The organism is Vibrio sp. J383 (genome assembly GCF_023503985.1).
In the GTDB taxonomy this organism is placed as follows: Bacteria; Pseudomonadota; Gammaproteobacteria; order Enterobacterales; family Vibrionaceae; genus Vibrio; species Vibrio splendidus.
In genome coordinates this window covers 3461451-3486749 of sequence record NZ_CP097293.1, presented here as the reverse complement: position 1 = coordinate 3486749, position 25299 = coordinate 3461451, and the positions used below count along the sequence as shown (strand labels likewise).

General features: G+C 43.3%; 26 protein-coding genes and 1 tRNA gene. 16 read left to right on the top strand and 11 right to left on the bottom strand.

The window, feature by feature from the left end; translation table 11 throughout:
• Nucleotides 1-62: 62 nt before the first annotated feature.
• The 8 genes from mlaF to M4S28_RS15670 all read left to right on the top strand — a co-directional run bounded on the left by mlaF (nucleotide 63) and on the right by M4S28_RS15670 (nucleotide 5558).
• Entirely contained in the window at nucleotides 63-857 is a 795-nt protein-coding gene (gene mlaF / locus M4S28_RS15705; protein WP_004735311.1) for a phospholipid ABC transporter ATP-binding protein MlaF, read from the top strand.
• A 1-nt stretch (nucleotide 858) separates the two neighbouring features.
• Nucleotides 859-1638: a lipid asymmetry maintenance ABC transporter permease subunit MlaE gene (gene mlaE / locus M4S28_RS15700; protein WP_004735312.1), complete on the top strand. Its 780-nt coding sequence runs from the start codon at nucleotides 859-861 to the stop codon at nucleotides 1636-1638.
• Nucleotides 1639-1640: 2 nt separating this feature from the next.
• Nucleotides 1641-2132 (top strand): outer membrane lipid asymmetry maintenance protein MlaD, encoded by a 492-nt coding sequence (gene mlaD, locus M4S28_RS15695; RefSeq protein ID WP_017078788.1) that lies wholly within the window; start codon nucleotides 1641-1643, stop codon nucleotides 2130-2132.
• A gap of 70 nt (nucleotides 2133-2202) precedes the next feature.
• On the top strand, nucleotides 2203-2832 hold the full coding sequence (locus M4S28_RS15690; protein WP_133149479.1) for an MlaC/ttg2D family ABC transporter substrate-binding protein: 630 nt from the start codon (nucleotides 2203-2205) through the stop codon (nucleotides 2830-2832).
• Nucleotides 2832-3140 carry an STAS domain-containing protein gene (locus M4S28_RS15685; RefSeq protein ID WP_249632077.1) on the top strand — a complete coding sequence of 103 codons (309 nt, stop codon included), beginning with the start codon at nucleotides 2832-2834 and terminating at the stop codon, nucleotides 3138-3140. Before M4S28_RS15690 ends, M4S28_RS15685 begins: the two co-directional genes overlap by 1 nt.
• A gap of 13 nt (nucleotides 3141-3153) precedes the next feature.
• Nucleotides 3154-3408 carry a BolA family iron metabolism protein IbaG gene (gene ibaG, locus M4S28_RS15680; RefSeq protein WP_004735316.1) on the top strand — a complete coding sequence of 85 codons (255 nt, stop codon included), beginning with the start codon at nucleotides 3154-3156 and terminating at the stop codon, nucleotides 3406-3408.
• 8 nt (nucleotides 3409-3416) lie between these two features.
• Nucleotides 3417-4682 carry a UDP-N-acetylglucosamine 1-carboxyvinyltransferase gene (murA, locus tag M4S28_RS15675; protein WP_004735317.1) on the top strand — a complete coding sequence of 422 codons (1266 nt, stop codon included), beginning with the start codon at nucleotides 3417-3419 and terminating at the stop codon, nucleotides 4680-4682.
• A 150-nt stretch (nucleotides 4683-4832) separates the two neighbouring features.
• A complete protein-coding gene (locus tag M4S28_RS15670) occupies nucleotides 4833-5558 on the top strand; it encodes a 1-acylglycerol-3-phosphate O-acyltransferase (RefSeq protein ID WP_029222177.1) in 726 nt (241 codons plus the stop codon).
• Between the two features lie 124 nt (nucleotides 5559-5682).
• Here the strand turns inward: M4S28_RS15670 and M4S28_RS15665 are convergent, their stop codons facing one another.
• The 5 genes from M4S28_RS15665 to arcA all read right to left on the bottom strand — a co-directional run bounded on the left by M4S28_RS15665 (nucleotide 5683) and on the right by arcA (nucleotide 10279).
• Nucleotides 5683-6072: a RidA family protein gene (locus M4S28_RS15665; protein ID WP_004735319.1), complete on the bottom strand. Its 390-nt coding sequence runs from the start codon at nucleotides 6070-6072 to the stop codon at nucleotides 5683-5685.
• Between the two features lie 135 nt (nucleotides 6073-6207).
• Entirely contained in the window at nucleotides 6208-6669 is a 462-nt protein-coding gene (gene pyrI, locus M4S28_RS15660; protein WP_004735320.1) for an aspartate carbamoyltransferase regulatory subunit, read from the bottom strand.
• 12 nt (nucleotides 6670-6681) lie between these two features.
• Nucleotides 6682-7611, bottom strand: coding sequence for an aspartate carbamoyltransferase (gene pyrB / locus M4S28_RS15655; protein ID WP_004735321.1), 930 nt, complete (start codon nucleotides 7609-7611; stop codon nucleotides 6682-6684).
• A gap of 286 nt (nucleotides 7612-7897) precedes the next feature.
• A complete protein-coding gene (locus M4S28_RS15650; RefSeq protein ID WP_004735322.1) occupies nucleotides 7898-8902 on the bottom strand; it encodes an ornithine carbamoyltransferase in 1005 nt (334 codons plus the stop codon).
• A gap of 156 nt (nucleotides 8903-9058) precedes the next feature.
• Complete coding sequence (gene arcA / locus M4S28_RS15645) at nucleotides 9059-10279, bottom strand: arginine deiminase (protein WP_004735323.1); 1221 nt, start codon at nucleotides 10277-10279, stop codon at nucleotides 9059-9061.
• 577 nt (nucleotides 10280-10856) lie between these two features.
• Here arcA and rraB point away from each other — a divergent pair.
• Complete coding sequence (gene rraB, locus M4S28_RS15640) at nucleotides 10857-11273, top strand: ribonuclease E inhibitor RraB (RefSeq protein WP_004735324.1); 417 nt, start codon at nucleotides 10857-10859, stop codon at nucleotides 11271-11273.
• A 125-nt stretch (nucleotides 11274-11398) separates the two neighbouring features.
• Nucleotides 11399-12196 (top strand): glycosyl hydrolase 2 galactose-binding domain-containing protein, encoded by a 798-nt coding sequence (locus M4S28_RS15635; RefSeq protein ID WP_249632076.1) that lies wholly within the window; start codon nucleotides 11399-11401, stop codon nucleotides 12194-12196.
• A 94-nt stretch (nucleotides 12197-12290) separates the two neighbouring features.
• On the opposite strand, the gene M4S28_RS15630 is transcribed toward M4S28_RS15635, so the two are convergent.
• Together M4S28_RS15630 and M4S28_RS15625 are read right to left on the bottom strand one after the other, a co-directional pair.
• Nucleotides 12291-13196 carry a bifunctional helix-turn-helix transcriptional regulator/GNAT family N-acetyltransferase gene (locus M4S28_RS15630; RefSeq protein ID WP_249632075.1) on the bottom strand — a complete coding sequence of 302 codons (906 nt, stop codon included), beginning with the start codon at nucleotides 13194-13196 and terminating at the stop codon, nucleotides 12291-12293.
• Between the two features lie 79 nt (nucleotides 13197-13275).
• Nucleotides 13276-13680, bottom strand: coding sequence for a DUF2061 domain-containing protein (locus tag M4S28_RS15625; protein WP_009847723.1), 405 nt, complete (start codon nucleotides 13678-13680; stop codon nucleotides 13276-13278).
• 331 nt (nucleotides 13681-14011) lie between these two features.
• On the opposite strand from M4S28_RS15625, the gene M4S28_RS15620 reads away from it, so the two are divergent.
• Together M4S28_RS15620 and M4S28_RS15615 are read left to right on the top strand one after the other, a co-directional pair.
• Nucleotides 14012-15184 (top strand): YjgN family protein, encoded by a 1173-nt coding sequence (locus tag M4S28_RS15620; protein ID WP_004735328.1) that lies wholly within the window; start codon nucleotides 14012-14014, stop codon nucleotides 15182-15184.
• Nucleotides 15185-16186 (top strand): M48 family metallopeptidase, encoded by a 1002-nt coding sequence (locus tag M4S28_RS15615; RefSeq protein ID WP_249632074.1) that lies wholly within the window; start codon nucleotides 15185-15187, stop codon nucleotides 16184-16186.
• A 149-nt stretch (nucleotides 16187-16335) separates the two neighbouring features.
• Here M4S28_RS15615 and M4S28_RS15610 read toward each other — a convergent pair whose 3' ends face one another.
• The 3 genes from M4S28_RS15610 to pepA all read right to left on the bottom strand — a co-directional run bounded on the left by M4S28_RS15610 (nucleotide 16336) and on the right by pepA (nucleotide 21389).
• The gene (locus tag M4S28_RS15610) at nucleotides 16336-19209 is read right to left on the bottom strand and encodes a valine--tRNA ligase (protein ID WP_249632073.1); all 2874 of its coding nucleotides are present in this window, start codon (nucleotides 19207-19209) and stop codon (nucleotides 16336-16338) included.
• Nucleotides 19210-19312: 103 nt separating this feature from the next.
• The gene (locus tag M4S28_RS15605) at nucleotides 19313-19762 is read right to left on the bottom strand and encodes a DNA polymerase III subunit chi (protein WP_017089968.1); all 450 of its coding nucleotides are present in this window, start codon (nucleotides 19760-19762) and stop codon (nucleotides 19313-19315) included.
• 106 nt (nucleotides 19763-19868) lie between these two features.
• A complete protein-coding gene (pepA, locus tag M4S28_RS15600; protein ID WP_004735335.1) occupies nucleotides 19869-21389 on the bottom strand; it encodes a leucyl aminopeptidase in 1521 nt (506 codons plus the stop codon).
• A 192-nt stretch (nucleotides 21390-21581) separates the two neighbouring features.
• Here pepA and lptF point away from each other — a divergent pair, with 192 nt between their 5' ends.
• Nucleotides 21582-22682 carry an LPS export ABC transporter permease LptF gene (gene lptF / locus M4S28_RS15595; RefSeq protein WP_004735336.1) on the top strand — a complete coding sequence of 367 codons (1101 nt, stop codon included), beginning with the start codon at nucleotides 21582-21584 and terminating at the stop codon, nucleotides 22680-22682.
• Nucleotides 22683-22685: 3 nt separating this feature from the next.
• Nucleotides 22686-23756, top strand: coding sequence for an LPS export ABC transporter permease LptG (gene lptG, locus M4S28_RS15590; RefSeq protein WP_249632072.1), 1071 nt, complete (start codon nucleotides 22686-22688; stop codon nucleotides 23754-23756).
• A gap of 62 nt (nucleotides 23757-23818) precedes the next feature.
• Here the strand turns inward: lptG and M4S28_RS15585 are convergent, their stop codons facing one another.
• On the bottom strand, nucleotides 23819-24295 hold the full coding sequence (locus tag M4S28_RS15585; RefSeq protein ID WP_017083738.1) for an RDD family protein: 477 nt from the start codon (nucleotides 24293-24295) through the stop codon (nucleotides 23819-23821).
• A 195-nt stretch (nucleotides 24296-24490) separates the two neighbouring features.
• Between M4S28_RS15585 and M4S28_RS15580 the strand changes: the two genes are divergently transcribed.
• Both M4S28_RS15580 and M4S28_RS15575 read left to right on the top strand, forming a co-directional pair.
• Nucleotides 24491-24575 (top strand) — tRNA-Leu (locus M4S28_RS15580).
• 246 nt (nucleotides 24576-24821) lie between these two features.
• Nucleotides 24822-25229 carry a VOC family protein gene (locus M4S28_RS15575; protein WP_004735357.1) on the top strand — a complete coding sequence of 136 codons (408 nt, stop codon included), beginning with the start codon at nucleotides 24822-24824 and terminating at the stop codon, nucleotides 25227-25229.
• Nucleotides 25230-25299: the final 70 nt, after the last annotated feature.

The following is a 25299-nucleotide window of genomic DNA, read 5'->3' as shown; positions in this document are numbered from 1 at the left end:
AGTAGACTCATTATTATTGCAGCCATAATTGGCGTATTTTAAAGCAAGGAAACAACAAAAATATGTTGAACACTGAGCTTGTGAAAGTTAAGAACCTCAGCTTCTCACGCGGTGAGCGCGTTATCTTTGATGACATCAGTTTAGAGGTGCCTCAAGGCAAAATAACCGCAATCATGGGCCCGTCAGGGATCGGTAAAACGACCTTGCTGCGTTTGATTGGCGGACAATTACCGCCAGATGAGGGCGAAATTTGGTTTGATGGCGACAACATCCCTGCATTATCACGTCGTAAGCTATATCAAGCCCGCAAGAAAATGAGCATGCTTTTCCAATCGGGTGCACTTTTTACTGATCTTAATGTCTTTGATAATGTGGCGTTTCCGCTGCGAGAGCACACTGAACTTAACGAAAAATTCATTCGTACCATCGTATTACTTAAGCTTGAAGCGGTAGGGTTACGAGGTGCTGCGCAATTGATGCCGAGTGAATTGTCTGGTGGGATGGCGAGACGTGCTGCGTTGGCTCGTGCGATCGCATTGGATCCTGAACTTATCATGTACGATGAGCCGTTTGTTGGCCAAGACCCGATCACTATGGGCGTCTTAGTTGAGCTGATCCGTAATCTCAATCAAGCTTTGGGCTTGACCTCTATTGTCGTTTCTCATGATGTGCCTGAGGTGATGAGTATTGCCGATTGGGTTTATCTGATGGCTGATGGAAAAATCATTGCTGCTGGTGCGCCTGATGAGCTGTACAACAACAGCGATCCGAGAGTGCAGCAATTTTTGCAAGGTGACGCGGATGGCCCTGTGCCGTTTAGATTTCCTGCGAAGAGCTTAAAAGAGGATTTGTTTTAATATGATTGTTAAAGCTATTGCGGGTGTCGGTAAGCGAACACTTGCGATCTGTGAGTCATTTGGTCGAGCAAGCCTGATGTTATTTGGGGCTTTGTTTGGCATCCCGAGACTAAAGAATTTCCCTTTATTCGTTAAACAACTTTATAGCGTTGGTGTTCAGTCATTAGCTATCATTTTAGTTTCGGGTTTGTTTATTGGTATGGTGCTCAGCCTGCAAGGCTATGTCGTGTTAATCGACTACGGTGCTGAAGGTAACCTTGGTCAAATGGTCGCGCTTTCACTGTTACGTGAGTTGGGCCCAGTGGTGACTGCGTTATTGTTTGCAGGCCGCGCAGGTTCAGCATTAACGGCTGAGATCGGCTTAATGAAAGCAACCGAACAGATCTCTAGCCTTGAAATGATGGCCGTCGATCCTCTCAAACGCATTATTGCGCCACGCCTTTGGGCCGGGCTTATCTCAATGCCACTGCTCGCGATGATCTTTATGGCGGTCGGGATTTGGGGGGCTCAGTTGGTTGGTGTCGATTGGAAAGGCATTGACCACGGCAGTTTCTGGTCTGCGATGCAGTCTTCCGTTGAGCTAGGTCGAGATATTGGTAACAGCACGATCAAATGTATGGTCTTTGCTATCACAGTAACTTGGATCGCACTTTTTAATGGTTATGATGCGGTACCGACCTCAGAAGGTATTAGTCAGGCAACCACACGCACTGTAGTGCACTCTTCTCTAGCGGTATTAGGGCTAGATTTTGTTCTTACCGCATTGATGTTTGGGAATTAATCATGCAACAAACTCGAAAATTAGAATTATGGGTCGGCACCTTTGTTATTGTCGGAATTTGCGCAATCTTAATCATGATCTTTCAAGTCGCTGACGTAAAAGGCTTAGGTTCGAACCATACTTACAATCTAAAAGCGACCTTTGACAACATTGGTAGCCTAAAAGTTCGCTCTCCAGTGAAGGTGGGTGGCGTCGTTGTCGGTCGAGTTAAAAGTATTGAGCTTGATACCGAGAGTTACCTTCCTGTCGTTGAATTATCTATTGATGCGAAGTACTCACAATTTCCAGATACCTCTAGTGCTCAAATCTTAACGTCTGGCTTAATCGGTGAGCAGTACATCAGTCTGGTTCCTGGCTTCATTTTTGATGATGAAGAGATGTTGGTTGATGGTGATTCTATTGAAGACACCAAGTCAGCATTAGTACTAGAAGATTTGATTGGCCAAGTGCTGTATAGCGTTGGTGGCTCTGATGACAGCGAAGCTAAGGAGTAAGATGATGTTGAAAACTATTAGTCATTTAAAAGATATTAGTCATTTAAAAGCTATCGGTTACTTGAAATCAATGTTTATGGCGGCAATGGCGTTGCTTATTTCTACTCCAGCATTTGCTGCAGAATCGATTGATCGCACTCAGCCTTATCAGATGATGACGCAAGTTGCAGAAGTGGCGTTTGATCGTTTGAAGAGTGAGCAAGAGAATATCCAGCAAGATCCTGAGTTATTGAAGGTCATTGTGGAAGAAGAGTTGATGCCCTATGTTAATGCTCAATATGCGGCTCTTAAACTGCTAGGTCCAAACTTGAAAGGCGCGGATAGAAAAGACGTGGGTGTGTTTATCGATGCGTTCCGTAAATACCTTGTATCTTCTTATGCTCAAGTACTGACTCAGTACTCGGATCAGACGATTGAATTTGGTCCTGAGCCAAAAATCAAAGCAGATAGCCGTATTACCAGTATTAAGGTTAGTATCATAGATACGCCGCGACCAAACATTAAGCTTGAATTTAAGCTACGCAAAGACAAGAAGTCGGGCGAGTGGAAGGCGTTTGATATGGTTGCTGAAGGTATTAGCCTATTATCGAGCAAGCAATCAGAGTGGAATACTAAAATTCGTCAAGAAGGCATTTTACAAGTTGCTGATGAATTAGAGAAACTTGCAGCACAACCGATTCGTTTTGAGAGTAATAAATAATGAGCCACTCTCAATGGCAAGCACTAAGCTCTAAAGAGTGTCAGTTGCTCGGTGACATAGACCGAGACAGCGTCCCTGCAATCTGGCGTATATTGGAAAAGTGGCAAACGACGGAATCGAGCGTTGAAATTGACCTTAGCCATATAAATCGAGTCGATTCAGCAGGAATGGTGATGCTAATTCACTTATTAGAGCATGCAAAAAATCAAAACTGTCATATAATGCTCAGTTTCGTGCCAGAACAATTACGAACGTTGTTCCAATTGAGCAATATCCAGCCAATGATGGCAGAACACATAAAAAATTAGGCAGGAGCTATTTGTGGACAGCACAAAAGTACAAGAATTATTAGCAGCGGCACTGAACCTTCAGGAGATTTTCGTGAAGGGTGAAGGCAGTCATTACGAAGTTGTTGCGGTTGATGCATGTTTTGACGGCATGAATCGAGTTAAGAAGCAGCAACTAATCTACGGCCCACTAATGGAATACATTCAACGCAATGACATCCATGCTCTTTCTATTAAGGCTTTCACGCCAGAAGAGTGGGAACGTGATAAGAAACTGATGTCACTTTAAGGTTTATGATGGAAAAGTTTCGAGTTATTGGATCGGATAAGCCGTTAAGCGGTGAAGTGACGATCTCAGGCGCAAAAAATGCAGCGCTACCTATTTTATTCGCCTCAATCCTTGCTGAAGAGCCGGTTGAAGTGAGTAATGTTCCTCACCTACGTGACATCGATACTACGATGGAACTACTTAAGCGTTTAGGCGCAAAAGTATCACGTAACGGTAGTGTTCATGTTGATGGCAGCGAGATTAATGAATTTTGTGCGCCTTATGATTTAGTAAAAACAATGCGTGCTTCTATCTGGGCTTTAGGTCCTCTAGTCGCTCGTTTTGGTGAAGGCCAAGTGTCACTTCCTGGTGGTTGTGCAATTGGCGCTCGACCTGTTGATTTACATATCCATGGCCTAGAGCAACTAGGTGCGACCATTAAATTGGAAGATGGTTATGTAAAAGCAAGTGTTGACGGCCGTTTGAAAGGCGCGCACATCGTGATGGATAAAGTAAGTGTGGGTGCCACCATTACTATCATGTGTGCAGCAACGCTAGCGGAAGGTACAACTGTATTAGATAACTCAGCGCGTGAGCCTGAGATTGTTGATACGGCTGATTTCCTAAACAAACTAGGTGCTAAGATCTCTGGCGCAGGTACGGATACGATTACTATCGAAGGCGTTGAGCGTCTTGGTGGTGGTCATCACTCTGTGGTTGCTGACCGTATCGAAACGGGTACGTTCCTTGTTGCTGCTGCTGTTTCTGGCGGTAAAGTGGTTTGTCGCAACACCAACGCTCATCTTCTTGAAGCTGCATTAGCGAAGCTTGAAGAAGCGGGTGCGAAGGTTGAAACGGGCGAAGACTGGATCAGCCTTGATATGACAGATCGTGAGCTGAAAGCGGTGAAAATCGTAACAGCACCTCACCCAGGTTTCCCAACCGACATGCAAGCACAGTTTACTCTGCTCAACATGATGGCGAAGGGCAGTGGTGTTATCACTGAGACTATCTTTGAAAACCGCTTTATGCACATTCCTGAGTTACAGCGAATGGGCGCAAAAGCGGAAATCGAAGGCAACACGGCTATCTGTGGTGAAACTGAGAAGTTAAGCGGCGCTCAAGTAATGGCAACGGATCTTCGTGCATCTGCGAGTCTAGTTATTGCTGGCTGTATTGCCCAAGGCGAAACTATCGTTGACCGTATTTATCACATCGATCGTGGCTACGATAAGATTGAAGATAAACTTTCAGCTTTAGGCGCAAACATTACACGATTTAGCGAGTCGAACTAACTTAGGTTAGTGGATTCATGAATCAGTAAGATGAAAACATAAAAGTCGGAACCTTGGTTTCGGCTTTTTTATAGTTGTATTTACCGCAAGTGAATCTATTGCCTATTTTGTGTGAATAGATGAATCAACTTGGCGGTTGTGAGGAGCAAAATGATAGCAATATTACGTATTTTCGCAGTGGCGATATTTGCGATTCTTATGTTTGTATTTGGTTGTGGCTATTGTCTATTAAGCCCACGTAACCCGAAACACGTATTTACCTTTGGCCGTTATTTCGGTCGCATGTCGAAAATCTTTGGCATGAAGTTAGAGCTTCGCATCCCGGAAGATGCTTACTCTCGTGGCCAACATGTTTATGTCGCAAACCACCAAAACAGCTGGGATCTATTTACGATTTCATCAGCGGTAACACCTAAAGTCGTGACTGTTGGTAAGAAAAGCCTAGCGTGGATGCCTCTTTTTGGTCAGTTGTACTGGTTGACGGGGAATATCCTAATTGACCGAGCTAACCGCAGCAAAGCGGTAGGTACGATCGATCAAGTGGTTACTAGTCTAAAAGAGAGTGATGTTTCAGTATGGATGTTCCCTGAGGGGACTCGTTCTCGTGGTCGTGGTTTGTTGCCATTTAAAACGGGTGCTTTCCATGCTGCGATTGGCGCTGGCTTACCTATTATTCCTATCGTGTGCAGCTCAACAGGTGGCGTGAAGCTGAATCGTTGGAACAATGGTCATGTGATTGTGGAAATGCTACCACCAATCAGCACTGAAGATTACGATAAGTCTAATGTTCGTCAACTGGCTAACTTAGCCCGTGAGCAGATGGCTGCTAAGCTTGAAGAGTTAGACAAAGAAGTGATTGAGCTTAATAAGAAGTAATCATCTAAGTGAAATGATGAACAATAAAAAAGGTTGCCAATTGGGCAACCTTTTTTGTATCTGATAAACGCTCAGCGTTATGCCAACTTGTTTACTAGAAACCGTTTATTCTATAGGTAAAAACCTATTTGCGAACCGCAATAGCTTCGATCTCGATACCTACATCTTTTGGTAGACGAGCTACTTCAACACATGAACGTGCAGGGTAATTTGCAACGCCGTGCTCATCAAAGAACTTACCGTAAACTTCGTTTACTGTGCCGAAGTCGTTTAGGTCTTTAACGAATACCGTTAATTTTACGATGTCTTTTACAGTCAGGCCAGAAGCTTCAACAACTGCTTGAACGTTGTCTAGAGATTGGCGAGCTTGCTCTGCGATATCAGCAGATACTTCACCAGTTGCTGGGTTTACTGGGATTTGACCAGAAGTCAGAACCATATTGCCAAGGTCAACACCTTGTACGTATGGGCCGATTGCAGCTGGAGCCGATTCTGTGTGAAGTACTTTAGTCATTGGTTATTCCGTCAGTTATTGGATAAAAAGCAATTTTTAGTGTGCCTTCAAACTCAGGATAGGTAAAGAGCAAAATACCCCGCACAGGCGAGGTATTGAATAGTTTTTGCGTTCGATCGGCGTTGCCGTATGACGTTATCTTTCTGTCACGATCTCACGAGAGAATACTTTTTCGCAGTACTTACACTTCAATCGAATATCTTCTTTCTTTTCAAAGATCTTAAAGCTGCTTTCTACGGGCTCATTGTGAGTAATACAGTTGGTGTTTGGACACTCAAACACATCGTTGATTTGCTCAGGAAGTTCTAGTGGTAGCTTCTTAACCACTTCGTAATCTTCGATTTGGTTTACCGTTGCGTGAGGTGCGTAAAGTGCTAACTTGCTCGCCTGCTCTTCAGTGATAAACACATTCTCTATCTTGAGTAAGTCTTTGCCGCCTAGAGCAGAAGATGGCAGGTTTAGGCCAATCGTTACTCGCTGATTTGAGTTATGCATGTCGAACAGTTTGAGTACCTTGATCCCGATGTTGGCTGGGATATGGTCGATAACCGTTCCGTTCTTGATTGCTTCAACTTTTAATTGAGTCTCTTTAGACATGATATCTCTCCTCTACAGCGTTTCGTTAAGAACAAGGGCTAGCAGTGCTTCACGTGCGTAAACACCGTTCTCTGCTTGCTGGAAGTAGTAAGCGTAAGGTGTTTTATCGACATCGACAGTAATTTCATCAACACGAGGAAGAGGGTGAAGAACCTTTAGGTTATCACGTGCATTTTCCAGCATCGGAGCAGTCAGGATGTACGCTGATTTGATATGCGCGTATTCCGATTCATCGAAGCGCTCTTTTTGAACTCGAGTCATGTACAAGACATCAAGTTCTGGAATGACATCTTCCATGTCTGTCAGCAGTTGATACTTGATACCCGCTTCATCAAGTTCTTCGCAAATGTAGTCTGGCATCGCCAGTGCTTCAGGTGCTACGAAGTAGAAACAGATGTTATCGAACTTCGCTAGCGCTTGAGTCAACGAGTGAACCGTACGGCCGTACTTAAGGTCACCAACGAATGCAACGTTGAGGTTGTCTAGGCGGCCTTGTGTCTCAGCGATAGAGAATAGGTCTAATAGCGTTTGTGTTGGGTGTTGGTTTGCGCCGTCACCTGCGTTAATAACCGGTACACCGTTAGAAAACTCAGAAGCCAGACGCGCAGCACCTTCTTGAGGATGACGCATTACGTAAGCATCAACGTATGAAGAGATAACCTGTACCGAGTCCGCTAGCGTTTCGCCTTTCTTCGCCAGTGAGGTGTTACCACCACTGTCGAAACCAATCACATCACCACCGATGCGTTGAATAGCCGTTTCAAAAGAGAGACGAGTTCGCGTTGAAGGTTCGAAGAAGCAGCTGGCAACAACTTTGTTCTTGATGAGTTCTGGGTTTGGTTCAGCCTTTAGCTGACCTGCAGTTTGAACAATTAATTCTAGCTCTTCACGAGAAAGCTCTGGAATTGAGATGATGTGCTTTTGATAGAGCGAATTCGCCATGATCTTCTTCCCCACAATAATGTATTGGCCATAAAAAAGCCCCCCATAATGGGAGGCTTTAAAAAAGTGCTGAAAAGCAGAATAGACGGCCTGGCAAGCATGCTAGCTTGCGAGCAATATTTGGTGTTTTCACAATTTTATTATGTGTTTTCACAATATCATTATGTTTTATCACAACATTGCTTGGCGTCATTTTCACTACTCTCAGACAAATTGCCGAGAATTATACGCTTTCAATTTGTGAGCGCAAGCGATTACATCAAGCTTTTTTTACTTTCAGTATTCGCTATTGGCCCAGAGTCGCAACCATTACGGCTTTAATGGTATGCATGCGATTCTCAGCTTCATCAAATACAATTGAGTAATCCGATTCAAAGACTTCGTCAGTGACTTCTAAGCCGTTCATTCCATATTTGTCTGCAACTTGCTGGCCGATCACGGTTTCATTGTTGTGGAAAGCGGGCAGGCAATGCATGAATTTCACTTGAGGGTTACCTGTGAGCTTAATGACATCCATATTCACTTGGTAAGGTGTCATTACAGCAACACGTTCGTCCCAAGCTTCTGGCGCTTCACCCATAGAAACCCAAACATCGGTATAAAGGAAATCACAGCCTTTCACACCTTCGGCAACGTCTTCTGTCAGCGTGATTTTTGCACCTGTACTTTGCGCGATAGCTTGGCACTCTTCGACAAGGTGCTCTTCTGGCCAAAATGCTTTTGGCGCGACAAGGCGAATATCCATGCCCATTTTCGCGGCACCCACTAACAGAGAGTTACCCATGTTATTACGTGCATCACCAAGGTAAGCAAAGCTGATTTGGTGCAGATGTTTACCACGACCATGCTCAAGCATAGTGAGGAAATCAGCCAAGATCTGAGTAGGGTGGAACTCATCGGTTAAGCCATTCCAAACCGGTACACCAGCATAAGCGCCTAGGTCTTCGACAATGCTTTGGCCAAACCCTCGGTATTCAATGCCATCGTACATGCGACCTAATACACGCGCCGTATCTTTCATTGATTCTTTCTGACCAATCTGAGAACCAGAAGGGCCTAAATAAGAGACTTGAGCGCCTTGATCAAAAGCAGCTACCTCAAAAGCACATCGAGTTCGAGTGGATGCTTTTTCAAAGATCAAAGCGATGTTTTTACCGTTAAGCTTTTTCTGCTCTGTACCTGCATACTTAGCTTTTTTAAGGTCGGCAGACAGGTCGAGTAAAAACTGAATCTCTTTAGGAGTAAAGTCGAGAAGTTTTAGAAAGTTACGATTGCGAAGATTAAAGGCCATCTCTCGCTCCTTGCGTATATAGGATCAATGAAGAACTCAGTTAAACATAAAAATGCTATATTTGTGAATATTTATTTTATTAATTTAATAAAAAAGGCCAGTACAATGGTACTGGCCTAGATAAGTTAGTGTGTTTGCTTTATTGAGTTTTGTGGCTTAGATACCGTCTCTTTCGATAGGACAACTCATACAGCGAGCGCCACCTCGGCCACGACCTAGCTCATTGCCCGGAATCGTCAGAACTTCGATACCTGCTTTGTCGTATTTTTCATTGGTGTAAACATTACGCTCATAGCCGATAACCGTACCCGGTTTCACCGTCAGTACGTTGTTAGCGTCATTCCACTGCTCACGTTCAGCTTCGTAGTTATCACCACCGGTTGTGATGATCTTCAGTTGATCGAGATCCAGTGCGCCTTCAATCGCTGTTAGGTAGTTTTCAGCTTTCTCTACTCGCATTTCGCCATTTTCTTTTGGCGTTAAGCGCCAAGTATCTAGGTCTTTACGAACGATCTCTGGATAGACTGAGAATGTGTCGATATCCATGTGTGTCATTACCGTATCAAGGTGCATACAAGAGCGGTGCTTCGGTAAATCAATCGCAATCACTTCTTTAGCTTGACCAGATTTGAATAAACTAGCGGCTAGGTTTTCAACACCTTGTGGCTTAGTACGCTCTGAAATACCGATAAGCACGGCACCTTTACCGATAACCAGTACATCTCCACCTTCAATATTCGCGTTGTCATAGTGAAGATCTTCATCACCGAAGTGCTTAATGAAATCTTGGCCTGCGAATACAGGGTGCCAGCGGTAAATTGCTCGCAAGTGATTCGTTTCTCGTTGACGAGCAGGCATCATCATCGGGTTAAGAGATACACCTCCATAAACCCAACAAGAAGTATCGCGGGTAAATAGATGGTTGGGTAGCGGCTCAATAACGAAATCAAGCGGGCGGTGCATCTTTGGTAGCATTGAAGAAGATTTAATAGGAAGTTCAGAGTAGGCTAAACCACCCAGTAGGATCGTGGCTAAGTGCTCGTTGTCCATTTGAGCAAGGTATTCTCTTAAATCACGTGCGAATGTAGGGCCGTAACGGAAATCAGAGATTTGAGTAGTCAGTAGCCACTCACGAGCTTGAGCCACAGCGAGTGTCTCAACCAGTAGGTCATGCAGTAATAACACTTCAACGTCTTGGTTACGAAGTGTCGTCGCAAAGGCATCGTGTTCTTCACCTGCGGCTTCTACTGCAAGTACATCATCAAAGAGTAACTCATGACAGTTAGAAGGGGTGAGGTGGGTGAGTGCCCTTTCAGGTCGATTTAGGAGAACTCGTCTTAATTGACCGACTTCGGAGCCAACGTACAGCTTACTCATTTTGCATCCTTACTATTAATCCAGCGTCTATTTATGACAAGCTTGTTCGTAATATGCAAGTTTTGAAAATTGTGTAAAGGTTGTGTTATCTCTCAACTATTGGTTTTTAATGCTAATTAATTAAAAATTAGCAATATTAAAATCCAATTGAAAGACTCAATGCTAGAACAAACTTTTTGCGGTTCTATGCTCAAATTTCAGTAATTCGATAATCCATTTTGCTTGGTGAACATGATTTTTCATTCAAAATTTATGCAATTATCTACTTTTAAATGAGATCTTATGCACCAATGAAGTGATCGTCAGTATGCATTTGATATGACTAACCACTCAGTTTTAGAGAAGTAAGGCGAAAAGTAACAATAAAAATGAAATGCTAAAACACACGTTAGTTAATAATATGTTGAAAATTTGTTTCTGTGATTTTGATTTCACTTTTTAATTGATATCCCCTCTGTTATCTAGCGATAAACTTACTCTTCTATACCTGATCTAGGTGGCTTTTCTAGGCGATCCATGCCATATTTCGTGGCAATCAAATTTGATCTTTTCATAGTCAACACTCTGGAGCAGACACATGTCTCACGAAGATGAATATCTATCAGTAGCGGAATTAATTGAATTTCAAAAAGGAGAGACTCGCGACATCATTGAAGCACTAATCGAAGATGGTAGCGATCCTGAAGCTCTATACGATATCGAGCATCACCTTTTTGCTGAAGATTTCGCAGTACTTGAGAAAGCCGTTGTTGAAGCATTCAAAATGGGCTTTGAAGTGCTTGAAGCTGAAGAGACAGAAGACGAAGATGGCAATAAGCTACTTTGTTGTGATGCAACGATGCAGTGTACTCTGAATGCAGAAGCGATTGATGAGCAAGTTGAGAAGCTTGTAAATCTTGCAGAGAAGTTTGACATTATCTACGACGGTTGGGGCACTTACTACGAAGGTGAAGATGCTATCTACCCAGACGAAGATGATGAAGACGAAGAGTAATTTCTTCCCAGTTTTAAAGAATGCCAGCCTTGAGCTGGCATTTTTTTATCCTCAGAAAAATAAATGTCTTTATATGCATTCATTCATTATAATGCGGTCAAAATTGATCTATCTCAAGGAATGCTATGCGATTACCTCTCGATGGTCTTTGGCAAATATCGCCACTAACGGATCTCTCTATTCCACAAGATGACATTACCTTTCCGGCTCCGTTAAGTTCAAAGCTTCCTGATAGCTTGAGTGAAAGTGAAATCGCAGAGCAAGAGTGGCACCTGATGCATGACATCGAAGTGGATGATGCGATGTTGGCGTGCCCGTTTGTTGAGTTAGTAATGGCAGGTGTTGATTACTTTGCGGAAGTGCGACTCAATGGTGTGGCTGTGTTTGATTGTGATGGTAGCCAAGTCGAATACCGTAAAGATATTCGACCTTACATGCAGTCTGGTCGCAACCGTTTTGAGATCCTTTTCCTTAAAGAAGAGGAGAGCCTGTTGCTTGAAGAGGATATGGATGAGTCAGTCTCTTCACCGGCTGTCGCTAAATCGGATTCTCGTATTGGAATCTGGCAAGCGCCATATCTGCAGTTCGTTCGTCACGTCAAGCTTGAGCAAGTTGTGACAGAGCAGATCTGGCATTACGGTGGTGGTTGTGAGTTCAAAGTGGATGTTATCTATCAAACGCTAAAGCCGGGGCTAATATCGGCATCAATCAAGTTTAATGGTATGACATTGGTGATGCCGATAGATGTGCGAGCAGAACATACGGGTGTTGTTTTCCAGGTTGAGGCTCCGATCATTTTTGATATTGAGAATCCTAACCCTAAACATTTATACTCGTTAGAAGTGGTACTTGATGGGCAGGAAGAGAGCTCTTTTGTCGCCTTGAACCCAGCATCTTGCGTCAGTAATTTTTTGCGTAGTTAGCGGTTATTTAATTAGCCCGTTACGTAAGGAATCAATTCGCTCACTTGCTTGTCATCTGATGAACTGCCGACGCTAACCCTATTTCAAAAACACATTATAGCGTTTTGGCCATGACAACTTCACAAGCGTCATGGCCTGTTTCTCCCCAAGCTGAATCAAGGTGTTCAAAGCCCAATTTTTCGTAAAGTTTAACGGCAGCATTAAGGCATTCGGTCGTTTCTAGATACATATGTTGATAACCCAGTTCCTTAGCTTTCTCCATCGACATATTAACCAACCTCTTAGCTAAGCCTTTGCCTCTTGTTTCTGGCAAGAAGTACATCTTTTGCAGTTCACAGACTTCTGGCATACCTGCTAATGGTGCAAATCCACCACCACCGACAACCTTTCCATCAAGTTCAATTACCCAATACTGAGATCTTTCATTGTTATAAACGCTAAACATGTCTTCTAAGGTGGGATCTGCTACACCATAACCTTTATCTTCGGTTAGCCCGTTCTCATAAGAGACTTGGCGAATCACATTGGCCACTACGGTGTTGTCTTGCTGTTGTAGGGGACGAACCACCACATCACTTGAAGCCTGGCTTTGTTGCAGAGCTTTAAGGTAGTGCTTAATTCCCCCCGAAACTTGTTGAGTTTCCGCTTCCGTTAAACGCTCAAGTACCGAGTCATAAAACTGATTCTGTTGACTGTGAAGCTGGGCAAGAGTGTTTATCCCTTGCTCTGTTACTGAAGCAACAACACTGCGCTTATCGTTGGGGTGTGGCGAGGTTTGGATTAACGAGTTCTTCGCTAGATTATTGACTGCTCTACTGGCGTTGGACTTATCAATATTGAGCTTATCCGCTAATTGATTCACGGTTAATGGCTGCTGCTCTAGTTCGATAAGCGTATGCGCTTGAATCGGAGGTAGGGCAATATCACCACAATCTTTGTCGAGCATTCCAAGCTGTCGAACGAGCTGACGTGATAATTCTCTAAGTTGTGTTGAAGTCATGTTGCCTCTCAATATGGTTGCGACGTACAACTATAATTTAATTGCGAGCCGCAACTATGTCAACAATAAACTCTCTAGGTTAAGCGTGTTGGTGCAAACAAAACTGTGGCTGTGTTGTTTGGCTTTCTGCTTTTCGTAGCCAAACTTTCTCATGGAAGTAGTAAGCCACGGTATTCAAAGCGGGTTCTAACGTTGCCATCACACCACCAACAAAGGCATCGCCAGTCAATAAGTAGACAACGGTAAAGGCAACACTAAAGTGGATAGTAGCGAAGCTTGCTGTTTTTAATTTAGTCATCCACTGACGAGCTTTAAGCGCTGGAACTTGAGCCCAAGCCTTTTCATGAAAATAGAAGGCCACAGTATTCACAGAGGGCTCAATCATGGCAATTAAGCTGCCAATTAAGATGTCGCCTGTGAGTACGTAAGCGACACTAAATGCGATAGTAAAATGTAATGCGGCAAAGGTTAGTGTCTTTTTCATGATAATTACTCAATCGTTGTGTTGTTTCGATAGAGCTATTATTGAGAATTATTATCATTAATTGAAATGGGTTGTAGGGATTAATTTGATAGATGAAACCTATCAAAGGATTCTAGGGAGAAAATAATCTCTGATTGAATGTAACTGTATAGTGATAAATATCTTAGTAAGGCTTATTCAACTCCTTGTTATTATTTGTAAAAACTATGATAACTCCCTTTGATTTATCCATTCAGGTTATTGATTAGCACGGCGTGTTTCTATAGCGTGCAATCTCTCAATGCGCACCAAGATGCGCATGGTTTAATGATGAACGTCAGATGGAGTTAAAATGGAAAACAAAGAGTTGGAAACTAAGGTTCTCTTTAGTGGAAAAGGGAAAGAGTATTTTGGAATATGGATTGTTAACATTCTACTATCAGTGATCACGCTCGGTATTTATTCGGCTTGGGCGAAAGTTCGAAATAAACGTTACTTTTATGGGAATACATTTATTGGTAGTGATAGCTTTGAATATCATGGTAAGCCCATGCAAATATTGAAAGGGCGAATCATTGCGTTGATTTGTGTAGTCGCTTGGGGAATCAGTAATCAATTTGCTCCTCAGGTTGCATTGGTTTTATTACTGGTATTTTTTGCATTGTTACCATTGTTATCTCGCAGTAATGCTCGTTTTGATTCTGCAATGACAAGCTTTCGAAATGTTCACTTCTCTTTCCATGGTACTGTTTCCGGAGCCTACTGGGCAATTCTTGGGCGTGGTCTTGTTGTGGGTGTCGGCGTATTTACGGCAATCATGGCAATAATATTTACGATGCAAATGAACATGATTGCTGGTGGCATCGCCATTTTAATATCCATACCTTCTTATGTTTATTTACAATCCTGGCTACTTGCCGGTATCGCCAATTATTTTTCTAATGGCTATCGCTATGGCGATCGTCAGTTTAAAGCTGATTACCAAGATGGCTTTTATTTCAAAGTATACTTAACCAGTATGATTGCATGGCTGGTTGTCTCTATTGTTGCCGTCTTGGCTCTCTTCAGTGCCGTTGGCTTCAACATGATCAGCAACCCTGAGTCGTTATCCGAAATCGCTAACAACGGAAGTTTGACTTCAATGATGGTTGCTTATTACTTTGCTTTCATTGTTATGAGTATTGCGATTGCTGCTTACATTCAAGTAAAAATTAGAAATTACACCTTTTCTGAATTAGTGCTTGAAGGAAAAGAAAATGAGGCCGATTCAACGTTAAGTTTTGCTTCGACATTAACGATAAAAAGCTACATGTTTTTAGTATTAACTAACTTCTTACTTCAAGTGATTACCCTCGGGTTAGCTAGACCATGGGTGATGGTAAGAACGATGAACTACTTGTCGGAGAATACGTATGTTCAAGGTAACTTAGATTTACTAGTAGCAAACGACCAACCGTCTGATGTGGAATCGGCTATTTCTGATGAAATAGCTCAAGCGTTTAATGTTGATCTTGGTATTGGCTAAATGATCTCTGGTGTTGCACACCCGCCTCGTAGTTCTGAACGCTGCGAGGCCATTTTAGATATCTCTCACCCTGATAAACTACTCCTGAGTGTGGATGGCTCTATTGTTTCTGCATATTTTGAACGTGTTGAAATTATGCGAGGCGTTGGATCCGCTCCAACAAAGCTCAAATTCCCAGATGGATGGCAATTTATCTCGGAGGAAAGTGATGAGCTGGACGCCTATTTGAGAGACAGAGGTAAACATGATTTCTTAGGTAAATTAGAGAAGAACATCACGGCTATCTTAGTTAGTAGTGTTGTTCTCGTGTTACTTACTATTTCTATGTTCACTCATGGGATCCCGTGGTTAACTCATCAAATAGTCACTTATCTACCTGATTCGGTGCCTAGGCTGGTTGAAAATCAGGTTTTAGAGTCTTTAGATGAACAGTTCTTTGAGAGCTCCACTCTGTCGGAAGAACGACAGCGCCACATTCGACAGCGCTTTGAAAGGCAGCTGCAAAAAATGAGTATTGAAGGCGATGTACAGTTGGTTTTTCGTTCTTCAGAGCTTGGCGCCAATGCTTTTGCGCTGAGTGCTGGGACAATCATCGTATTAGATGATCTCGTTAGATTGACTACAACGGAAGAGCAACTAGACAGTATCTTGTTACATGAATTAGGACATGTTCAGCACCAGCATGTAATGAAGGTATTGGTTCGATCAAGTTTGTTATCAGTAACTGTGGCGGCTTTGACTGGTGAAAGCTCTGGGATCATTGATAACCTTACTGGTCTTGGTGTGTTTGTTGCAAATAATGGTCAATCACAAGATGCAGAGCGAGAAGCTGATTCATTTGCTTCCTATTCGATGATCGAGCTGCATGGTTCTAATCAAGCTATGATTGAGATGTTTGAATTGTTAGGAAAAGGTTCTGATGGACATGCTGAACTACCCACATGGCTCAGTTCTCATCCTGAATTGGGTGAACGGATTGAATCATTGAGGGACGTACATTAGTTGTTTACTGGTGAAGGCTAGTGTTAATGCTTAAGTCATTGTTATCTAGTTGTAATTTATATTAATCAAACAATTACCACCGAATTTTAGACAATAAAAAGGGCAGATTATTATCTGCCCTTTTTCTTACTTAAAAACTATCGCATCGATTATAAAGCAGCAATGGTCGCTTTTTGCTCTTCAAGCTTAACAAGAGTTTCTTTGTAGCCTTCAAGCTTTTCACGTTCTTTCGCGATAACCGCTTCAGGTGCTTTATCAACAAAACCTTCGTTACCTAGCTTACCTTCGATACGCTTAATCTCACCGTGAGTCTTCGCTACTTCTTTATCTAGACGAGCAAGTTCAGCATCTTTGTCGATAAGACCCGCCATTGGGATCATCAGCTCAGATTTGCCAACCAGTTTGGTTGCACAAGCTGGAGTCGCTTCGCCGTCTGCTAGAACTTTAATATCGTCTAGCTTAGCTAGAGAAGTAAGAACGATCTTGTTTGCTTCGATACGAGCTGCATCTTTCTCATCAGCGACTTTGATCATTACTTCTAAGCCTTGGCTTGGTGCAATGTCGTATTCCGCACGTAGGTTACGGATAGCTGTGATGAAAGTTTTAACCCATTCGATGTCGTCAACGATCTCAGCATTGAAGTTAGCTTCATTAAACTGAGGAAGTGCTTGAGTCATGATTGTCTCACCTTCAACGCCGTCTACTAGCGGCTTAACGCTCTGCCAGATAGATTCAGTGATGTAAGGAAGAACAGGGTGGGCAAGACGTAGAGTCTTCTCTAGAACCGTGATCAACGTGTAACGAGTTGCTTGTTGTTGAGCTTCAGTACCCTTCCAAAGAACAGGTTTTGTTAGCTCTAGGTACCAGTCACAGAATTGGTTCCAGATGAATTCGTAAAGCGTGTTTGCCGCCATGTCTAGACGGTAGTTGTCTAGGTGAGCGTTAAACTCTTTCGCTGCAACTTCAAACTGAGATTCAATCCACTTATCAGCTAGAGAGAATTCCATGTTTGCACGGTCTTCAGCAGACAGTGACATGCCACAATCGTGCTCTTCTGTATTCATCAGTACGTAACGGCTTGCGTTCCATAGCTTGTTACAGAAGTTACGGTAACCTTCAAGACGCTTCATGTCCCAGTTGATGTCACGGCCAGTTGAAGCCATAGCAGCAAGAGTGAAACGCAGTGCATCTGTACCGTATGGTTCGATACCATCTTCGAAAGTTTTACGTGTTGCTTTTTCGATCTTAGCAGCCAGTTTAGGTTGCATCATGTTGCCACAACGCTTCTCTACTAGCTCTTCAAGGCCGATGCCGTCAATCATATCGATTGGATCAAGTACGTTACCTTTCGACTTAGACATCTTGTCGCCGTTTTCATCACGGATAAGACCCGTCATGTAAACGGTTTTGAAAGGTACTTGAGCCTTGCCATCTTCATCTTTCACGAAGTGCATGGTCATCATGATCATACGAGCAACCCAGAAGAAGATAATATCAAAACCAGATACTAGTACTTCTGATGGGTGGAATGTTTTCATTGCTTCAGTATCTTCAGGCCAGCCTTGTGTGCCGAACGTCCAAAGTGCAGAAGAGAACCAAGTATCAAGAACGTCGTTGTCTTGCTTAAGAACAATTACCGGTGAAAGGTTGTTCTTTTCACGAACTTCTTCTTCAGTGCGACCTACGTAAACTTTACCATCGTTGTCGTACCATGCTGGGATACGGTGGCCCCACCAAAGTTGACGAGAGATACACCAGTCTTGCACGTCACGCATCCACGCGAAGTACATGTTTTCATATTGCTTAGGTACGAATTGGATCTCACCATCTTCAACGGCTTTAACAGCAGGCGCAGCAAGAGGTGCTGTACGCACGTACCATTGGTCTGTCAGCATTGGTTCGATAACCACACCACCACGGTCACCGTAAGGAACGGTTAGATCGTGATCTTTGATTTCTTCAAGTAGGCCTAGCTCTTCAAATTCAGCAACCGTTGCACGACGAGCAGCAAAACGTTCCATGCCTTGGTATTTAGCAGGAAGCTCTGTTGAATACACATCGCTCTCTTCACCGTTAGTTGTGAAAATTTCAGCCGCATCACGGATATCACCGTTGAACGTTAGGATGTTGATCATTGGTAGGCTATGGCGCTTGCCCACTTCGTAATCGTTAAAGTCATGAGCTGGCGTGATTTTTACACAACCCGTGCCTTTATCCATGTCAGCGTGCTCATCACCTACGATAGGGATAAGACGATTAACGATAGGAAGCAGGATTTCTTTACCGATAAGATCTTTGTAGCGAGGATCTTCAGGGTTAACCGCAACGCCTGTATCGCCAAGCATGGTTTCTGGACGTGTAGTAGCAACGACGATGTAGTCTTTGCCATCAGCCGTTTTAACACCGTTCGCTAGTGGGTAGCGGAAGTGCCACATGAAACCTTTTTTGTCTTTGTTTTCAACTTCAAGATCAGAAATAGCAGTGTGCAGTTTAGGATCCCAGTTTACTAGACGCTTACCACGGTAGATTAGGTCTTCTTCGTATAGACGAACAAACACTTCTTGAGTCGCAGCCGATAGGCCGTCATCCATAGTGAATCGCTCACGATCCCAATCTACAGAAGCACCAAGACGACGAAGTTGTTGAGTGATCGTGCCACCTGATTCGCCTTTCCATTCCCAGATCTTGTCGATGAAAGCTTCACGGCCGTAGTCGTGTTTTGTTTTGCCTTCTTCAGCAGCGATCTTACGCTCAACAACCATTTGAGTGGCGATACCAGCGTGGTCAGTACCCACTTGCCAAAGAGTATTTTTGCCTTTCATACGTTGAGCACGGATAAGCGTATCCATGATCGTATCTTGGAACGCGTGACCCATGTGTAGGCTGCCAGTGACGTTCGGTGGCGGGATCATGATGCTGTAAGCTTCTTTTGATGTGTCACCGTGTGGCTTAAAGTAGCCTTTCTCTTCCCAAGTCTTATACAGAGCTTGTTCGATTGATGTTGGGTTGTATGTCTTTTCCATAGTGCTCTTATAACGGATACTGTGAATGGTTAATCGTGGTCAAACTTCATAAGTGAAGCTTCTTGAATCTAAATCCAAAGATAGCTTTAACTATGAGGTTTGACTATGGATGTTGAATCTCGATAGTTTGTAGCTGATATCCAGCCTGACGGTAAATTTTATACCTTTCTCGAGCGAGTTGCTTAGCTTTTTCTTCGCAAGGAACGAAGTCTATCACCTGAGCAAAGGCGTTCGCAAAGGTTGTATTATTATCGGCCAGATTTATTACCAGTTGGCGATTCCAATTATGTTTTACGCCTTGATAGCCAATTTCGATGTTGGTTGAATACTTTGGGCCTTCGCCAACTAAGTTATGTGCAATAAATTCATTGGGTTCGACCTGCCAGAAAACCTCAGCGATACGTTCGGCATGTTCTTTGTCATTGCAGTTGAGATAAAGTTTAGCGCCTTGTTTAGCAAAGTGCTGAGCAAGAAACAGCACATAGTGAGCAAAACCATCTTCGCTGGCTTGCGGGCTGTCTGAAGGCACAATGTAAAACGTGGCAGTCTGCATACTTAACACTCGAAACTTGAACTGAAAATCGTGGATATCAATATTACTTGGTTAACAGGGTCTAACAAATAGCGCTTATTAAAAAAGGGCCCGTAGGCCCTTTTCATTATTTTGAAGATTGCTCTTCAGTCTCTTGGCCGCTGCGGTTCAATAAGAATTGGACTAGCATTGAGACAGGACGACCTGTCGAGCCTTTCGCTGCACCTGACTTCCACGCAGTACCTGCACTGTCAATGTGAGCCCAGTGGTACTTCTTAGTGAATTTAGACAGGAAGCAACCTGCGGTGATAGTACCGCCAGGGCGGCCACCGATGTTTGCCATATCAGCAAACGGACTGTTCAGCTGCTCATGGTACTCGTCTGCCATAGGTAGACGCCATGCGCGATCACTTGCTTGCTCTGAAGCATTAACAAGTTCATGAGACAGTGGGTTGTGGTTAGATAGAACGCCACTGATGTGGTGACCTAGAGCGATAACACATGCACCAGTTAGCGTAGCAACATCGACAACACAATCTGGTTCAAAGCGCTCAACGTAAGTTAGGGCATCACATAGAACCAAGCGACCTTCTGCATCAGTATTTAATACTTCAACGGTTTGGCCTGACATGGTTGTTAGAATGTCACCTGGGCGGTAAGCATTGCTACCTGGCATGTTTTCACAGCCTGCAAGGATACCTACAACGTTGATTGGCAAGTTAAGTTTCGCCAGTGCTTTCATTGTGCCGAATACAGATGCAGCACCACACATGTCGTACTTCATCTCATCCATGCCTTCACCAGGCTTAAGCGAGATACCGCCTGAATCGAAAGTAAGACCTTTACCGACTAGAACGATAGGTTTTGCATTTGGGTCAGCAGCACCTTTGTATTCCATGATAGACATCATAGATTCGTTCTTAGAGCCACGGCCTACAGCTAAGTATGAAGTCATACCCAGCTTTTCCATCTCTTCTTCACCGATGATCTTAGTCTTTACTGTCTCATAATCGTCAGCTAAACGACGAGCTTGAGAAGCTAGGTAAGCCGGGTTTGCGATGTTCGGTGGCATGTTGCCAAGATCTTTAGATGCTTTCACACCTGAAGCAATAGCAAGACCATGAGAGATCGCTTTTTCGCCAAGGCTTAGCTCGCGACGAGTTGGTACGTTGAATACCAATTTACGCAATGGACGACGAGTCTCTGGTTTGTTGCTCTTAAATTGGTCGAATGTGTAAAGACCATCTTTAGTCGCTTCTACCGCTTGACGAACTTTCCAGTAAGTGTCGCGACCTTTAACGTGAAGTTCTGTAAGGAAACATACTGCTTCCATAGAACCTGTTTCGTTTAGTGTGCTGATGGTTTTTTGGATAATTTCTTTGTATTGACGCTCGCCTAGCTCACGTTCTTTACCACAGCCTACCAGTAGAACACGTTCTGAAAGTACACCAGGTACTTGATGCAGTAGCAGCATCTGGCCAGGTTTACCCTCTAGATCACCGCGACGAAGCAGTGAACTAATATAGCCATCGCTAATCTTATCTAATTGCTCGGCTACTGGAGAAAGGCGGCGCGGTTCGAATACACCGACAACGATACATGCGCTGCGCTGTTTCTCTGGGCTGCCACTTTTTACACTGAACTCCATGCGTACTCCTACATCCTGAAGACAAATCGAACTAAATGTTAGATAATGGGTTCTTACTTGTTGGATCCTATAATGGAACTAACCTTAAAGAAGAACGCTAACACTTAGCTAAAAATTTAAAAAAATAAAAGGTTCAACGGGAAATTATAGTGATTCAATCAAAAAAACAAGTTTTGTATAGGTAATTTGAGCGTGATTATTGTTAGATATTTGATCCGCGAGACAATCAAGAGCCAATTTGCGATCTTTTTTGTTCTCTTTCTCGTGTTTCTCAGCCAAAAATTCATCAGTGTTTTAGCGGACGCCTCTGATGGTGATATTCCTGCGAGCCTCATATTGTCGATTGTTGGTCTAAATATGCCAGCGATGGGTTTATTGATGCTTCCACTCAGTATCTATATTGGTATTTTGCTTACTTTTGGCCGTCTTTACGCTGAAAGTGAAATAGTCGTAATGAACGCTACGGGTATTGGTAATAAATTCCTTATCCAATCTGCGCTTTATTTGGCTTTGATAACCGCATCAGTTGCCGCTTTCAACTCATTTTGGTTATCTCCTTGGTCGCAAGACAAAGTTGAGCAAATGTATGAAGAAGTGGCTGCAGAAAATAGCGTTGATTTACTTCCGAAAGGTAAGTTTGAAGGTACGCCGGATGGTTCTTCTGTCGTTTTCATTGATGATATCGACGGTAATAAGTTAGAAAATGTGTTCGTTGCTCAAATGCGCCCACGTGATTCGGTATTGCCTAGTGTGATGTTTTCTAAGTCGGGTGATGTCAAAGAACTGAGCGATGGTCGCCAAGTCATCGTTATGTATGACGGCACTCGTCATGAAGGGGTTCCGACACGTCTTGATTATATGGTGACGCACTTTGAAGAGTACGAAGGCTTAATTGGTCAGCGTGAAGTTGAGAAAAAAGGTCGAGATTGGGAAGCGATTCCTACACTCGAACTGATTGGTAATCCAGAAAACAGTGCGAAAGCGGAATTACAGTGGCGAATTTCATTGGTACTTTGTATTCCATTGTTGACCATGCTTGTTGTGCCACTGTCGGCGGTGAACCCTCGACAGGGTCGTTTCGCTAAAATTGGTCCAGCAATCCTTATTTACCTAACCTATTTCTTAGCAATCAGTGCAACCAAATCTTCGATTGAAGAAGGGAGTATCCCTGCGGTAGTCGGCATGTGGCCAATTAATGCGTTATTGTTATTTGTCGCAATTGGTGCAAACTTTATGGATAGCGTGCCAGTAAGGCGTTTGAAAGAAAAATTCAAGAATAAAAGGTTAGCTTAAGCCGTGTTTAAGATTCTCGATTTATATATAGGCAGAACCATCATCGCAACGACGTCACTGGTATTGGTGACGTTTGTTGGTCTCTCTGGGATCATCAAGTACGTAGAGCAGCTGAGAAAGGTTGGTCGTGGTACCTATGATCTATTACAAGCGCTGTATTTCGTTCTATTAAGTGTTCCTCGTGATATCGAGATGTTCTTTCCAATGGCCGCATTACTTGGTGCATTGATTGGATTGGGTATGCTTGCTGCGAGTTCTGAGTTGGTGGTGATGCAGGCGGCGGGTTTCTCTAAGTTAGATATTGGCCTATCGGTACTCAAAACCGCAATTCCATTAATGATCGTGGTGACTCTTCTTGGTCAATGGGGTGCGCCTCAAGCACAGAAGATGGCTCGTGACTTAAGAACTATATCGATTGCTGGTGGTAATATTATCTCTACCCAAAGTGGGGTATGGGCACGTGATGCCAATGACTTCATTTTCATTGTCAAAATCGATGATCAGAAGTTATATGGTATGAATATGTGGCGCTTTGATGAGAACAAGGCTCTGAAAACAGCTATATACTCAAAAGAAGTCGATTACGTTGGCAACAACGTTTGGACTATGAACGATGTAGAGATCACGTCTTTCGAAAATGAGCTTCGGATTACCAAAGAAAGCTTACCAACTTATACTTGGGAAACATCACTCGCTCCGGATAAGCTTGCGATCGTAACGGTTAAACCAGAAGAACTGTCTTTAAGTGGGTTGTACGATTATGTTTCCTACCTTAAAGCCTCGGAGCAAGATGCATCACGCTATGAACTCGCTTTATGGAGAAAGATAACTCAGCCGATTTCGATAGCGGTCATGATGTTGATGGCATTGTCGTTTATCTTTGGTCCATTACGAAGTGTGACTATGGGAGCTAGGATTCTTTCGGGGGTTATTGCAGGTTTTACCTTCTATATATCCAGTGAGTTCTTTGGTCCGGTCAGTTTGGTTTATCAAATACCACCGGCCTTGGGTGCGCTAGCCCCGAGCGTGGTATTCCTCGGAATAGCCATAATGCTCTTGAGGCGGAAACTGTAAATAGAAAAAGGAAGGCATAACGCCTTCCTTTTTTGATCTTGACTGTAGCAAGTTTAATCGCGTTATCGTGCTTGTGGTAGCACTACTACTTCGGTCTTCGCCCAGATGTCGTGAAAGCCACGCTTCTGAGGATCGAATGGAACACATAAGTTTGCTAATCCAAATCCTGAAGTTCCTAAGCGAATCAGCGCTTGGGTTACCGTAATAGCGGAGCCATCTTTGTTTTGAATGCGCAATTTCCAAGCTCGCATTCCTAGCGTTTGACCTGCTCTTGTCCAAAAGAACACAAAGAAGTACACCCAAACTACAACTAAGTAAAAGGTATATGCAGGGCTCCAAATAGGGTGGTTGCTCAAGAAGTCACTAACATCGGCATAACCGCTATGGTTAAAAACGCCAAGTGCCATGAGCGCATGCAGCAGAGCGACAATGACGCCAGCCGCCAGCATCTCAATAGCGATTACGATAAGGGCGTCATAGAACAAGGCACCAAATCGGCGCATTACTCCTGCTGGTGGCATTGTGTTTGTTGATGTCATGGTGTTATTACTTCTTCAAAAATTTAGGCGTCAGAATATAGTCTAAGGCTTGGCGTGAAAAGAGACATGACGCACAGCTTATGACTTAGTGGCGAAATTATCGGCAAACACACATGAATTCAAGTTTTTATACTTGCCACATCAGTTCGCATACGTATAATGCCAGACATCGAAAGGGCAACGCCCCAAGATAATGCCGGTATGGTGAAATTGGTATACACGACGGATTCAAAATCCGTTGCCTTCGGGCGTGGCGGTTCAAGTCCGCCTACCGGTACCATATTTAGATAAAGCCCTGATCAGAAATGGTCGGGGCTTTGTTGTATCTGGAGAACAGAAAAGCTGACCTTTATTTTAACGAAAGAAACGCTTTTTTAATCAGTCAGATCTTGTTGTTTCATTCCTAAACCACACCGTTTCCCTCCACAATTCTATTCCTTAATAAATTAATCATCTTAAATCATGATGTTACCTACCATTCTCTCTTCTATTGTCTATGTTTAAAGGAATAATAGAGGAGAGATATATGCTGACAGTAACCCCTTACTTGTTTTTTGATGGCCGTTGTAACGAAGCGTTGGATTTTTATCATAAATGTTTTGGCGGTGTAGTTTTATCGAAACAACTTTTTAGTGATGCGCCACAAGTAATAGAGGGAGCCCAACCTGATTGGATTATGCATGCAGAGTTTGAAGCGTTTGGTATGAAGCTGATGATGTCTGATGGTGTTAAAGCGAAAGAGCTCGAAGGTAACAACCTTGCACTCTCGCTTGTTACTGAGGATACCGCGACTCAAGAGCAAATCTTTGAAAATCTGAAGCAAGGTGGGCGAATAATGACACCTTTGGCGGATACGTTTTGGGGAGCTCGGTTTGGCAAAGTGGAAGATAAGTTCGGCATACGTTGGATGGTGCACTGTGATTCTTTAAGTTGAACCTGTGAAATTGGATAGTGAAATTGCTGCTCGGTTTTATTAGAATTATAAATAGAGATTATTGATCAAT